The sequence below is a fragment of the Rhodobacter aestuarii genome, assembly GCF_900156655.1.
GTDB lineage: Bacteria > Pseudomonadota > Alphaproteobacteria > Rhodobacterales > Rhodobacteraceae > Rhodobacter > Rhodobacter aestuarii.
In genome coordinates this window covers 672,993-685,589 of sequence record NZ_FTOG01000001.1, presented here as the reverse complement: position 1 = coordinate 685,589, position 12,597 = coordinate 672,993, and the positions used below count along the sequence as shown (strand labels likewise).

Genomic DNA, 12,597 nt, shown 5'->3' with positions numbered 1-12,597 from the left:
GCCCATCATCCCGAAATCCTCCCATCCCCTCATATTTGAGTGAATCGAAAGACTTGCCGCAGCGCAACACGGACTTTTTCAACGGCATCGGCGGATGGCGGCCATTCGCCGCATCAGCATGGGCTCCGACAGCACATAACGTAAGCGGACATTGGGACAATGCTGGGGGGGGGACATCGCAACACGACCGCAAGGGCGGGAACCGATCGTTCGCTGCGGCGTGAAGGTAGGGCGTTACCTCAAATAGAGCTGACACTCACCAATTTTGAAGATTTCAACCTCGACGGGTCCAGCAGCGGTTTCTGATGCCGATACGCACCACATCCCGCTGCAAAAGGGGCGGACGTCGCCATTGGCGCCGCCACGGCAGCAACCGTATGCCGGTGGCCCTGATAAACTAGAAATGGAGAGGTGACTGACAATGACCTATAAAATGTTGGGGCCACTACTATATTTCGCGGTGCTAGGCATCATCGTTATGATGAGCAGACTCGGGATAGCAATTTGGTCAACAATATTTTCGGCCGTTGTCCTGACCACTTTGGCAACGGCGATACTTTTTTACGTCCATCGCATCAAAACTACAATTTGATTACAAACTATGGTAGCGCCACGCGCCCACATAGCACAAGGACCCAATTGATGCTGAAGTATTCAGCTCCTGTTATTTTTGCTTTCATATCAGCGGCTCATTTTGTTTTACCTATGAATTTAATCTCCTTCAGTTTGCTTATTTTTATCTTTTCGATTGCAAATGCACTTCGCGCGATTCCAGCATTTCAGGTCGGAACATCGGCCCCCTCAGTTAAATATGAAAAAGTTCTTTGGTGGCTGGCTTTTTTAATTTTAAGCTATCGACTTTCTATTTTAGTCCAGGGATACTTCTGAACGAATAATATAGGGTCGTCATTTTTGATGGGAGACGCAGTATCTGCAGCGCGAAAGAGAGAATATGATCAAATGGGCCTGCGGTATTTTAGCTTTAGTAATCCCTTTTCTGGGCGCAATATACTTTTTTGGTGCCATGGCAGGTTCTTCATCGGCTGTAAAGTTTGTCGCGCATAACAACGAAAGCGGACAAGTCCATTTCTTGATTGTTTATCCACAGCATCGCCCCATCCTCGCCCACTACACCGAACATCTCGCCTGGCTGCCCAACATCGGAAAGAACTCCCGCCCCGAGGATCGCGGCAGCAACGCCTGGACCAACGACTTTGCCGTCGGCTACTGGCTTTCCGGCCCGCCCGAGGATCTGACCGACATGCTGCGGCGGTTGCAGGTGGTGTTTGACCCCATCGACCTACCGCAAGAGCTCGCCGAGACCGAGCGCGACGTCATGCTGCGCGAGTATGATTGGCGCATGGCGAACAACCCCGATACGCAGGCCGCCGAAGAGATGGAGGCGTTTCTTTACAAAGGCAATGCCATCGCCGCCTCGGTCATCGGCACGCCAGACCAGATCAAGGCGCTGACCTATGACGCGGCACGGGCCTTTCACGCTGAAACCCATCGCCCCGAACTTGCCCGGCTGGTTGTCACTGGCGATGTGACCGAGCGCCAATTGGCGAAGGCGATGGCGGAAGCGGGTTTCCCCACCCTGGACGCGGACCGCGAATACATCGCCCCGCCGCCGTTTACCCTCGCTGCGCCAGAAGCCCGCATCTTCCGCTACCCCGCCCCGAACGCCGCCGCCCGCATGACGTGGCGCAAGGTCGTGGCCTTGCCGGAACCCGTGGATTTCGACCTGCTTGAGGCGCAGACCGCTTTGGCGCGCGATATCCTCGACACCAATCTGCCCGGCGGCCTTGCTGGACCTCTGCGCTTTGATGCCTTTGTCACCAAAAGCTTTGGCGTCTCAATCGCGCCGATTGACGAAACCCACATAGAACTCATCTTCTCGGCCGAACCTGACAAGGGCATCGGCTTTGCAGCCATGCAAACGGCCTTTGAGGCCGCTCTTTTTGCCTCGGCCCAAGGTGTGCCAGCAGCAACGTACGACCGTGTTCACGAGCGGTTCAAGGGCTTCTGGCCCGACTGGTCGGATGAAGATGAAACCGAGCGCTGGATGGCGGATTACACGCTGTCGCGCGTCTCGGCCTTGCGTGAACCCAAGACCGAACGCCAGATGCGCAAGATCGATGCCCAGATCGATGCTGCAGACATTGACACCATCCTCGCGGCCCTCGTCGCCCCTGGACGCACTGCCATTGCCTTCATAGGAACGGACCCAAACTTATGAAACACTTAGTCGCCGCAGCTTTTGCCGTGATCCTGCTGGCCGGATGCCAGGAGAAGGAAAACGCCAGTGCCGCCACCGAGACCAGCCCCGGCGGCATCACATATGCGCGGATCTACATTCCAGAGGCTGATGATGTGGCAATCCAGATCGCTTGGCCGACCAATTGGGCCCTGCGCGGCGACGTAAATCAGGCCGTGCCATACATCGGGACGGATCTGATCCTTGCAGGCGGGGCCGAGGGGTTTCCTCCGGGGGAGGTGGTGGAAACCTTTGCCGATCTGAAGGCTGAGGGCCATTTGTCGGTGACGCCTGATTATCTCTTTGGAGAGTTGGTCGCTCCAAAAGAAAACCTCGTAAAGGCGGTAGAGATTGCGGCGGCGCATCTGGCAAAGCCGACCATGGATCAAGGCTGGTTCGACCGGATCCAGCAGGGATTTGCCGCGAACATGGCCGAAGCGGCGTCGCAACCAGCCAATAACGGGTATGATGCGCTGCGTTGGGCCATTCTTGGCGATACACCTCTGCGCCGCGCACTATCTGTCGATCCACCTGAGATGATCACGACAGCGACACGCGCGGAAGTCATGGATTGGTATCAGCAGACTGTGGTCCGAAAAGGCGCAAAAGTGGTGATTGCCGGAGAAATCAGCGAAGCGGATGCAGGCGGGGCCGTGGATGCGCTGCTTTCTAGGCTTCCTGCCGGGAAGGCGGTTGTCGCTTCCGCACCCACCGCCGATTTCGCACCAAGGCGAATTCTGCTGCACGTCCCGACAGCCCAGACATCGACGCTTGTTTTGATGGGGTCGCTTCCACCAACCCGTGAAGGGAGCGAATTCGAAGACTTATTGCTGGCCAGCGCCCTTGGAGGTGACGACAAAAGTGTACTCTTCGACGCGGTCAGAACCGGGCTGCGCGCAAGCTATGGTTTTGGTGCGGGTCTGGCTGGCTATTCGCGTGACCTGCGGGTTATGGTTTTGTCGGGCGAGGTAGAAACCGCCAAATTGGCCGAGGCGGAAACAATCGTCCGCGCGGCCTATTCCGCGTTCTTAACCGCGCCTAAGATGGGTGATCTGACCGCCCGAAAGGAGCCGTTCAAGGCAAATGGCGAACGGACAGCAACGCTGCCGGGCGCAGCATCCTCATCGGCGTTGATGGCTCTTCTGGATGGGGAGGACGCAAATTTTGCGCTGACCTTGCCTTCGCTTCTGAACAAGGTCACCGATGCGACTGTTCAAGCTCGCGCGGCATCAGCTTTCCCCAAAGCGGAAGCACTTATCGTTCTGGCCGTATCGCCCGACGCAGCCGCGCTGCCAGGGGCTTGCGTGATCACCTCCCCTGCGGAAGCAGCCAACTGCCGATGAGTGCGCAGGGCTAAGACAACGGCGGCGAGATCCCACTTTCCTGATTTGGCAAGACGCTGTGGAAGTTCACGCCGCCTTACGGGGAGTTGGTATTCCTTGCTATTTGCCTGCGGTTGATCGGGTTGGTTGCCCTCGGTGCCACTCCGCCGCCGCCGCTCATCTTGGACGAGCCAACCGATCACCTTGATCTGGATGGTATCGCAGCACTTGAGGCTGCGCTGTCTGCTTATGATAGGGCTGTTTTAGCGATCAGCCATGACCCGGCATTCCTTGAATCCCTCGCACCGGACAGAACGATTGATCTTGGGGCACGACCGTTTCGTCCGCATCAGCGACCTTCGGCCAAAGATATTTCTGCGCCAAGCCATGACCGACCGCTTCGGGGAAGCCGCGCTGCGGCGTATGCGTCACCCCGACCGGCTGCATTGGGCCGTTTGCACTCTCAAGTAGCAGTCAGTTTGATGAAACTCTTGTAGTGGTCGAAGCCATCGTCCGTACCGATCCGTAACTGTTACGCGTAACAGATTGAGCCAAAACTGTGCATGCTGAGCGTGAACGAAAACAGGTGCAAAACAAGAACATAGAGAAAACATTGCGATTAAAAAAGCCCTCCGAAGGCAGGGGTCACAGGTTCGAATCCTGTCGGGTGCGCCAATTCTCCGATCATAGAAATGCACTGCGCGGGCCGTGTGGCGCGCGCTTCACGTGCACCAAAATCACCAAAAACAGATTTTCAGCACGCCGGCATTATCACCGAAGCCTGTGTCATTGATCCGAAAATCAAATAGCGGATCATTGCCAAAGTCCCAGCTGGTGCCGCCGGGGTCTTCGCGCATCAAAGCGCGGGTGGTGCCATCTTTGTAGCGCAGCAATAGCGCGCCGAACGGGTAGGACTGGTCGTATTTATAGCCATCATAAGGGGAGAGCGCGCGGGCGTCCGCCCCGGTATGCCCGCCATTTAGCACCCGCGCATAGCGCGCCTTGTCGACCGTCCAGCCCTCTTGATCGGCGGAAATGGTCATATTGTAGAAATCATGTCCATAGAGGCCCGGTTCATGCGGTGGCACATAGCGTTGCCAGCCCATGGTCGAGGAGATCTGGATGCATTCCCAGGAATCGCCCTCATACATCATGTTTCCGGTGGAATAGATCCGCGCCATTGGCACGTTTTCCGCCGCCGCTGGCAGCGCCAAACAGATCAAAAGCCCCGCAATTTTCATCCGCATTCACTCGGCCCCCTTGCCCGTTCCTCCCGCTACGATCACCCGCGAAGACCGTCGGATCAACAAGCTTTTGTTTATTCTTAGAAGATCTTCAGCTTGGCGCAGGTCGGCAACAGGCGGCGCCTACCCAAAAGGCTTTGCGTCCTCGTGCGGCGATCCACCACATGCGGCGCGGCGCCCTCCTGCGGCACTCTTTCTCTGCGGCTGTGTGACACAGTCACTTATTCGCATTCACGGATGCGTGTATCGGAATATGAACGGAGACTTATCGCATTTAACGACCGACGATTGGGGGAGGGATCATGAAACTGTCCGCTTTGCGGGTCACGGCCAGCCTAACGGCGGCATGGCTCGCTTTGGGGCCTGCATGGGCGCAAGATGCGCCTACGGCTCCGCAAGAAACCCCGGAGGCGTCCTCAGAGGCCCCAATGATGGGCGCACAATCGCGCCCCGATCCGGCCACCCTTGCCGCGAATGCGGCCCTGATCACCGATCCGGTGGCGGGGCTGACCGCCGATCACTCCAAATTCGATGTTCTCAAAGGGCCCTTCGCATCGGGGCCAGAGGTCACGGCGGCTTGTTTGAGCTGCCACACCGAAGCCTCCAACCAAGTGATGCATTCGGTCCACTGGACCTGGACCTATGAAAACGCCACCACCGGGCAAACGCTTGGGAAGGCGCATGAGTTGAACGCCTTTTGCGGCAACGTGGCCTCGAACGAGGTGCGCTGTACCTCCTGCCACGTCGGCTATGGCTGGGACGATGTGCGCGAACCGGCGCCGACTGACCCGACCGCGGTCGATTGCCTTGTCTGCCATGACAGCTCCGGCCAATATGCCAAGCAAGACAACCTTGCCGGTCACCCGCCGCTGGACCCGGTGGCAGAGGGTGCCAAGACCATCACCGGGGCCAAAGCCACGCCGGTGGATTTGGTCAAAGCCGCGCTGTCGGTGGGCCAACCCACGCGTGAAAACTGCGGCAATTGCCACTTTTACGGCGGCGGCGGCGATAATGTGAAACACGGCGATCTGTCCTCGGTGTTGTTTGACCCGCCGCGCGCGGTCGATGTGCATATGTCGCAAGACGGCGCCAATATGACCTGCGAAAGCTGCCACGTCTCGGACAAGCACGTTCTGGCGGGCTCGCGGTATGAGGGCGATGTGATCGACCCGCATGGCGCGGACCGGATGCCGGGGGCCGAGCGCGACACCGCAAGCTGCACCTCGTGTCACACCGATGCGCCGCACAAAGGGCCGAACCCGCTGTTGGCGATGAAGCTCAATGACCACACCGACAGCTTGGCCTGCCAAAGCTGCCATATCCCGTCTTTTGCGCGTGGTGGCGTGGCGACCAAAACCTTCTGGGATTGGTCCACCGCCGGGCGGATGGATGAAAACGGCAAGCCGATCAAGGAACATGGCTATACCCAAGGCAATGGCGCGGAACTGCATACCTACCTTTCCACCAAGGGCGATTTTGCTTGGGGCGAAAACGTCGTGCCGCATTACGCGTGGTCGAATGGGGTGATGCGCTACACGCTGCCGGAGATGGAGATTGACCCGAGCCAAGTGGTGGAAATCAACCAAATCCAAGGCGAAGCCGGTGCGCCCGATGCCCGCATCTTCCCGTTCAAACGGATGGAAGGGCGGCAAGCCTATGACACGGTGCGCAATGTGCTTTTGTTCAACCACGTCTATGGTCCGGGCGATGGCACGGCGCTTTGGTCCTATTTCGATTGGGAAAAATCGCTCAAAGCGGGCATGGATTATGTTGGGCTTGAGTATTCGGGCAATTACGACTTCGTCGATACCTATATGTATTGGCCGATTGCCCACCAAGTTGCGCCCAAGGAAGACGCGCTCGATTGCGCGGCCTGCCACGCAGAAAATGGCCGCATGGCCGGGATCACCGGCATCTATGTGCCCGGCGGTCTGAACATCGGCGGCAAGATCGGCATGGTGCTGTTGGTGCTTGCCGCGCTTGGGGTCGCGGGGCATGGCGTGCTGCGCCTTGTGGGCCGCAAACCGAACGGAGGTCATCATGGTTGAGCGCTGCGTAAAAGTTTACAGCCGGTTCAATCGGCTTTGGCACTGGTCCCAAGCGGGTTCGATCATGCTGTTGTTCTTCACCGGCGCGCGGATCATGGGACTGCATGAGGTGATGCCCTTTGGCTTGGCGGTAACCGTGCATTCGCTGGTGGCGATTGCGCTGTTGGTGCTGTGGGTTTTCGCCACCTTTTGGCTGTTCACCACGCATGGCTGGAAGCAGTTCATTCCGCGGCTGACGGGCTTTTTGCAGGTGGCGCGGTTCTATGCCTATGGCGTGTTTAAGGGCGAGGAGCATCCCTATTCCAAAACCTTGGAACGCCGCCACAACCCGCTGCAAGCCGGGGCCTATTTCGCGCTGAAAATGGCGCTCTTCCCGGCGATCTGGGTGACGGGGCTCGCCTATCTATCTTATGGCTTTTGGGACAGCGCAGACGGGCAGGGGTTCTGGCTCACGATCATCGCCAACCTGCATGTGCTCGCTGCCTTTGCGATTGGCTCGTTCGTGGTCGCGCATCTATATTTGCTGACCATCGGGCATGGGTTCAAACGCCACGTGCAACCGATGATCACCGGCTATGACCGCATTGATCTGAATGCCGAGGAAGAGGCCTATCTCGAACAAAAAGGCCTCGTCCGCGCAACCCCGCTTTACAAAGACTGAGGCGGGATGAGAGAGATGAGAAAGCCCCCGGTGACGGGGGCTTTTTTGTTTGGGTAGGATGCAAGGAGCCGGTTTTGATCTCGGTTGTTGACCGTAGGCCATTCTGTGCGCCATCATCCCAAAAGAAACATTTTCGCGGAAGGATATTCCTTTGGGAAAAGACACTGAGCCAAATCCGTTCAACGGCCCTCAGATGCAAGCTGCGCACTTTGAACGTGCCGATATGGAGGGCGCGCACTTCGACGGTGTGAATCTTGCGGGCTCAAAGTTCTTTGCCGTTCTTTCGAAAGCGACGTTTCATAACACCAATCTGAGCGAAGCGGATTTTGATGACGTCAACCTCGCGCGGGCGCGGTTTCACAATGTGACCCTCGCCGAAACGCAGATTTCAAATGCGAACCTCTCCAAGCTGAAAATCAGCGGCGTAACTTTGGCCGATACGGAAATCTCGGATGCAGATCTCACTGGGATGCGGATCAACGGGGTTCTGGTGAGTGATCTTTTTGACGCCTATGAAAAACAACGGGGCTAAACCTCCGTTTCCGCGTGATCTTCGGCGATCAGAGAGACAGCTTGTAGCCGATATGGCTCGGCTCAAAGCCTAGACGATCGTAAAAGCGATGCGCATCTGGGCGGGCTTTGTCTGTGGTCAGTTGCACCAAGCCGCAGCCATGCGCGCGACAGGTCTCAATCGCCCAAGCAAACATCGCCTCGCCAAGCTTTTCGCCGCGACGGTCGCGTGCAATTCGCACCGCTTCGATCTGACCGCGTTTGGCCCCCTGCCGCGATAGGCCGGGGATAAAGGTTAGTTGCAGGGTGCCGACAATGCACCCGTTATCCTCGACCACACACAGAAACTGGTTCGGATCAGCCTCGATCTCGGCGAAGGCTCGGCTGTAGCATTCGGCCAACTCTGGCGATGCGCTTTCACGCGCAGAGCCAAGGGTGTCATCGGCGAGCAGTGCAACAACCGCCTCAACATCTGCGGCGGTTGCGCGACGGAAATGCAATTCGCTCATAGTTGGTCTCCCTTTTGCCCAAGAAAACCAGCATATTGCGAGCTGATCTTAAGAGATACTCAGGCCCCAAAAACAAAAGGCGCCGCAGATGCAGCGCCCTTTTGCAAATGCTCGTCGAAAGGCTCAGCCGTTCCAGGTGCGGACTTGGCCGCAATCCATATGCACGAAGTTGGAGCGCATGTAGCGGCCCACGCCGCCCGCATGGCAAGCCGTTGCGGCGGCATAGATTTGCGGCACCGAGCGGGATTTGAGGCGCAGGTCCGCCGCCATCCCTTGCATGTGGAGTGAGTTCTTCGCCACACCGCGCGAACGCGAGCGCAGCATCGCATTGGTGGCGGGCGAACGGTAGCCCGAGAGCATCATGTAAGGCTCGTTCGTATCCATCAAGCGGTGCGAGGCAGCCGCGATGTCAATCGTCCGGGCGTCGATCTTTTTCACCTGATCGGTGCGCCAGTCGCGCATGAACAGATTGATCTCTTTCAGCGCCTCGGGGATGTAGTTGCCTTCGATCCAGTAGATCGTGTCGATGCTTTCGCCGGTACGGCCGGAGTACATACGGATACGTCGAATGTCACCGGCCCCGCGCAGAATGCCAAAAGCGTTGCTCATCGTGGGCGCCGCAACCACCATCGTGGAAGCAAAGGCCGCAAGAAGCCCGCGACGGGATGTCGTGATCATGCTCATCGGTTTGCCTGTCCCTCGGTTTTTTGCCGCCTATGGAGCGGCTTTAACCACTTTCTAACCGTATTCCGTGGCAAAGTTATGGCACAGGCCCGTGAGTGATTCAAATTTTCATTTATCTAAGGGTGGGGATTTCCATACCTTTCGGCAATTTTCTGCTCAAAGGGGGCGCGCTGTGGCCCGCTTGCATCGCTTCACGGGGCATCGTGACGGCAAAAAGCCCTTGTTTTTCTGCATCGTCTGGACAGTTGGCGGTTTTTCCAACAGGGTGCGGGCGGGGACTTTCAGGGGTGAAAGCATATGATTGGACGGGACATGCGGGATTTTGGCCGCAAATTTGTTGTGGCATGCCTTCTGGCAGGAACGGCGGCTTTGCCGCTGGTGGGGGCAACACCGAGTGTCGTGCAGGCACAAGAAATCTCGGGCTTCGCCCAAGCGGTGGCGGAAACTGCCGCGGCCAACCCCGCGCTTGGCGCGTTTTACGCTGAGCGGAGTTATCAACCGATCTGGACCACGGCAGAGGCCGCACCGCGTCGCGCCGCTTTCTTTGCGGCGCTCGACCAAGCGGGCGCGCATGGGCTGCCGGTGGCGCGTTACGGTGCCGAGGATCTGCGCAACCGCTTTGCGACGATTGAGACCGAGCGCGAGCGCGGCCAGTTGGAAGCGGCAGTCTCTCTCGCTTACCTTGCTTGGGCGCGCGATATTTCCTCCGGTGCGCTGGAGCCGCAAAAGATTGATGCGGGCATCGTGCGCGAGATCATCCGCCCCGACCCCGTCGCCCTGCTCAATGGGCTGTTGAACGCCCCGGTTCCCGCGCATTATCTGCGCGGCCTTGCGCCCCATACCCCCCAATATGCCAACCTTCTGCGCGCGCGCTTGCATTTGGCTGAACAAATCGCCGATGGCGGCTGGGGCGCGCCGGTGCCCGCCAAACGTCTTGGCCCGGGCGATACCGGTGCTGCAGTGGTGGCACTGCGCGACCGGATGATGGCGATGGGCTATATGGGCCGCTCGATCTCGGGCAGCTATGATGCGGCGCTGCAAAAGGCGGTGCAAAGCTATCAATTCGATCTGGGCATGAAAGCCGATGGCGTTGCGGGCGAAGCGACGATGGCCGAGATCAACACCGCCCCCGAAGAGCGTCTGAAATCGGTGTTGGTGGCGCTTGAACGGGCGCGCTGGCTCAATGGCCGCGACCTTGGGCAACGCCATATCTGGGTGAATATCACCGATTTCACGGCCCGGATTTTTGACGACGGCAAGATGACCTTTGAATCGGTCACTGTGGTTGGCCAAAACCGTTCAGACCGCCGCACGCCGGAATTTTCCGACGAGATGGAGCTGATGGTGATCAACCCGAGCTGGTCCGTGCCGCGCTCGATCACCGTGAAAGAATATCTGCCGATGATGCAGCGCAATCCGGGCGCGGCGGGGCATATCCAACTGGTCGATAGCCGGGGCCGCACCGTTTCGCGCGGCTCTGTGGATTTTTCGGCGTATAACGCGCGCAACTTCCCCTTTGCGATGCGTCAACCGCCCTCCAGCGGCAATGCTCTGGGGCTGGTGAAGTTCCTGTTCCCGAACAAATACAACATCTACCTGCACGACACGCCGTCGAAATCGCTGTTCCAGCGCGATGTGCGCGCGTTCAGCCACGGTTGCATCCGGGTCGGGCGTCCGTTTGACCTTGCCTATGCGCTGCTCGCCAAACAGGTCGACAATCCGGAAGATTACTTCCAATCGATCCTGCGCACCGGGGCGGAAACCCGTGTGCCGCTCGATAAGCCGGTGCCGGTGCATTTGGTCTATTTCACCGCTTGGCCGAATGCGCAGGGCCGGATCGAATACCGCCACGATGTCTATGGCCGCGACGGTGCACTTTACAGTGCGCTTGAAAAGGCAGGGGTGGCATTGGCGCCGCTGACGAACTAAATCTTCTCGTGAAGCGCGCTTGGCGCGCGGGTCACGAAGAGGCAAGACATGGCGCAGACGGTCGAAACCATCGCAACGGCACTCGCGGCGCGGGCGGAGGGAGACCTGACCCTGCCGATCGACAGCGCCTCGGAGCCACAATCGGCCGGGCCGCGCCAAATCGCCTTGGCGATGAGCGAGAAATATATCCCCGGCTTGGCGGCCGGGCAGGCTTTGGCGGCGATTGTGCCCGAAGGCACCGATTGGCAGGCTTTGGGGCTGAAAGCGGCCATCTTCGTTGCGCGGCCACGGCTGGCGATGGCGGGGCTTTCCAAAGCCTTTGATCCGGGGCCAGAGATTGCGCCGGGCATCCACCCCACAGCAGTGATTGACCCTAGCGCGGTGATTGGCGATGGCGCAGCCATTGGCCCCTTTGTGGTGATTGGGCGGGACGTGACGATTGGCGCGCATGCCCGGATCGCCGCCCATGTCTGCATTTCCGAAGCTTCGCAAATTGGCGAAAACGCGCTGATCCTGCACGGCGTCAAGATCGGCGCGCGGGTCAGCATTGGTGACAACTTCATCGCGCAACCCGGTGGGGTTGTGGGCTCGGATGGGTTTTCTTTCGTTACGCCGGAAAAATCGGGTGTTGAGGAAATCCGCGAAACCTTGGGCCAGCGCGAAGGCATCAAGGAACAAAGCTGGACCCGGATTCACAGCCTTGGTACCGTGGAAATTGGCGACGATGTCGAACTGGGCGCCAATGTCGCGATTGACCGTGGTACCGTGCGCGCCACCTCGATTGGCTCGGGCACCAAGCTCGATAACCTCGTCCATATTGGTCACAACGTCCAAGTTGGGCGCGATTGTCTTTTGTGCGGGCAGGTCGGCATTGCGGGCTCGTCGCGCATTGGCGACCGGGTGGTGATGGGCGGCCAATGCGGCGTGAACGACAATATCTTTGTCGGCGATGACGTGATCGCGGGCGGCGCCACCAAGATCTTCACCAATGCGCCCGCAGGTCGGGTTTTGCTCGGTTACCCCGCCGTCAAAATGGAAACCCATGTTGAAGCCTGGAAAAACATCCGCCGTTTGCCGCGACTCTTTGCGCAAATGGCGGAACTTCGAGAAACTGTTACAAATCTCTCGCAAAAGAAGGGCACGGAGTAACGCCAGATGAGGCCCGATATGCAAGACCAGATTCTTTCGATCATCGCGCGTGAAGCGGCGATGGAACCGAACGAAGTGCGCCCGGATATGACGCTTGAGGACCTTGGCCTCGACAGCCTTGGTCTGGTCGAGATGATCTTCTCGATCGAAGAGACCTTCGGCGTTTCGGTGCCGTTCAACGCCAACGAGCCGAGCCAGAGCGATTTCGACATTTCCTCGGTCGGTGCGATTGTGCGCGCAGTGGAACGCCTGATTTCCTCGCCGCAACCGGAAATGGCCTAACG

General features: G+C 58.5%; 12 protein-coding genes. 9 read left to right on the top strand and 3 right to left on the bottom strand.

Annotated elements, in window-relative coordinates:
* The first annotated feature begins 504 nt into the window (after positions 1 to 504).
* From BW967_RS18475 to BW967_RS03165, 3 genes are all read left to right on the top strand, one after another.
* Positions 505 to 888 carry a hypothetical protein gene (locus tag BW967_RS18475; protein WP_139327783.1) on the top strand — a complete coding sequence of 128 codons (384 nt, stop codon included), beginning with the start codon at positions 505 to 507 and terminating at the stop codon, positions 886 to 888.
* Positions 889 to 952: 64 nt separating this feature from the next.
* Positions 953 to 2,239 carry a M16 family metallopeptidase gene (locus BW967_RS03170; RefSeq protein WP_076483543.1) on the top strand — a complete coding sequence of 429 codons (1,287 nt, stop codon included), beginning with the start codon at positions 953 to 955 and terminating at the stop codon, positions 2,237 to 2,239.
* A complete protein-coding gene (locus tag BW967_RS03165; RefSeq protein ID WP_076483542.1) occupies positions 2,236 to 3,600 on the top strand; it encodes a M16 family metallopeptidase in 1,365 nt (454 codons plus the stop codon). The genes BW967_RS03170 and BW967_RS03165 overlap by 4 nt, the downstream gene beginning before the upstream one ends.
* 716 nt (positions 3,601 to 4,316) lie before the next feature.
* On the opposite strand, the gene BW967_RS03155 is transcribed toward BW967_RS03165, so the two are convergent.
* Complete coding sequence (locus BW967_RS03155) at positions 4,317 to 4,826, bottom strand: hypothetical protein (protein ID WP_076483541.1); 510 nt, start codon at positions 4,824 to 4,826, stop codon at positions 4,317 to 4,319.
* Positions 4,827 to 5,125: 299 nt separating this feature from the next.
* Between BW967_RS03155 and BW967_RS03150 the strand changes: the two genes are divergently transcribed.
* The 3 genes from BW967_RS03150 (at position 5,126) to BW967_RS03140 (ending at position 8,064) form a co-directional block, all read left to right on the top strand.
* The gene (locus tag BW967_RS03150) at positions 5,126 to 6,871 is read left to right on the top strand and encodes a tetrathionate reductase family octaheme c-type cytochrome (RefSeq protein WP_217696366.1); all 1,746 of its coding nucleotides are present in this window, start codon (positions 5,126 to 5,128) and stop codon (positions 6,869 to 6,871) included.
* On the top strand, positions 6,864 to 7,532 hold the full coding sequence (locus BW967_RS03145; protein WP_076483540.1) for a cytochrome b/b6 domain-containing protein: 669 nt from the start codon (positions 6,864 to 6,866) through the stop codon (positions 7,530 to 7,532). The genes BW967_RS03150 and BW967_RS03145 overlap by 8 nt, the downstream gene beginning before the upstream one ends.
* A gap of 193 nt (positions 7,533 to 7,725) precedes the next feature.
* The gene (locus BW967_RS03140) at positions 7,726 to 8,064 is read left to right on the top strand and encodes a pentapeptide repeat-containing protein (protein ID WP_076483539.1); all 339 of its coding nucleotides are present in this window, start codon (positions 7,726 to 7,728) and stop codon (positions 8,062 to 8,064) included.
* 28 nt (positions 8,065 to 8,092) lie between these two features.
* Here the strand turns inward: BW967_RS03140 and BW967_RS03135 are convergent, their stop codons facing one another.
* Both BW967_RS03135 and BW967_RS03130 read right to left on the bottom strand, forming a co-directional pair.
* A complete protein-coding gene (locus BW967_RS03135) occupies positions 8,093 to 8,551 on the bottom strand; it encodes a GNAT family N-acetyltransferase (RefSeq protein WP_076483538.1) in 459 nt (152 codons plus the stop codon).
* A gap of 123 nt (positions 8,552 to 8,674) precedes the next feature.
* Positions 8,675 to 9,235: a peptidoglycan L,D-endopeptidase MepK gene (locus BW967_RS03130; protein WP_076483537.1), complete on the bottom strand. Its 561-nt coding sequence runs from the start codon at positions 9,233 to 9,235 to the stop codon at positions 8,675 to 8,677.
* A gap of 297 nt (positions 9,236 to 9,532) precedes the next feature.
* Between BW967_RS03130 and BW967_RS03125 the strand changes: the two genes are divergently transcribed.
* The 3 genes from BW967_RS03125 to BW967_RS03115 are packed head-to-tail and all read left to right on the top strand — an operon-like array spanning position 9,533 to position 12,595.
* Positions 9,533 to 11,164: a L,D-transpeptidase family protein gene (locus tag BW967_RS03125; protein ID WP_245826412.1), complete on the top strand. Its 1,632-nt coding sequence runs from the start codon at positions 9,533 to 9,535 to the stop codon at positions 11,162 to 11,164.
* A 48-nt stretch (positions 11,165 to 11,212) separates the two neighbouring features.
* Positions 11,213 to 12,313, top strand: a complete 1,101-nt coding sequence (gene lpxD, locus BW967_RS03120) for a UDP-3-O-(3-hydroxymyristoyl)glucosamine N-acyltransferase (RefSeq protein ID WP_076483535.1) — start codon at positions 11,213 to 11,215, stop codon at positions 12,311 to 12,313.
* Between the two features lie 6 nt (positions 12,314 to 12,319).
* The gene (locus BW967_RS03115) at positions 12,320 to 12,595 is read left to right on the top strand and encodes an acyl carrier protein (protein ID WP_076483534.1); all 276 of its coding nucleotides are present in this window, start codon (positions 12,320 to 12,322) and stop codon (positions 12,593 to 12,595) included.
* Positions 12,596 to 12,597 lie beyond the last annotated feature (2 nt).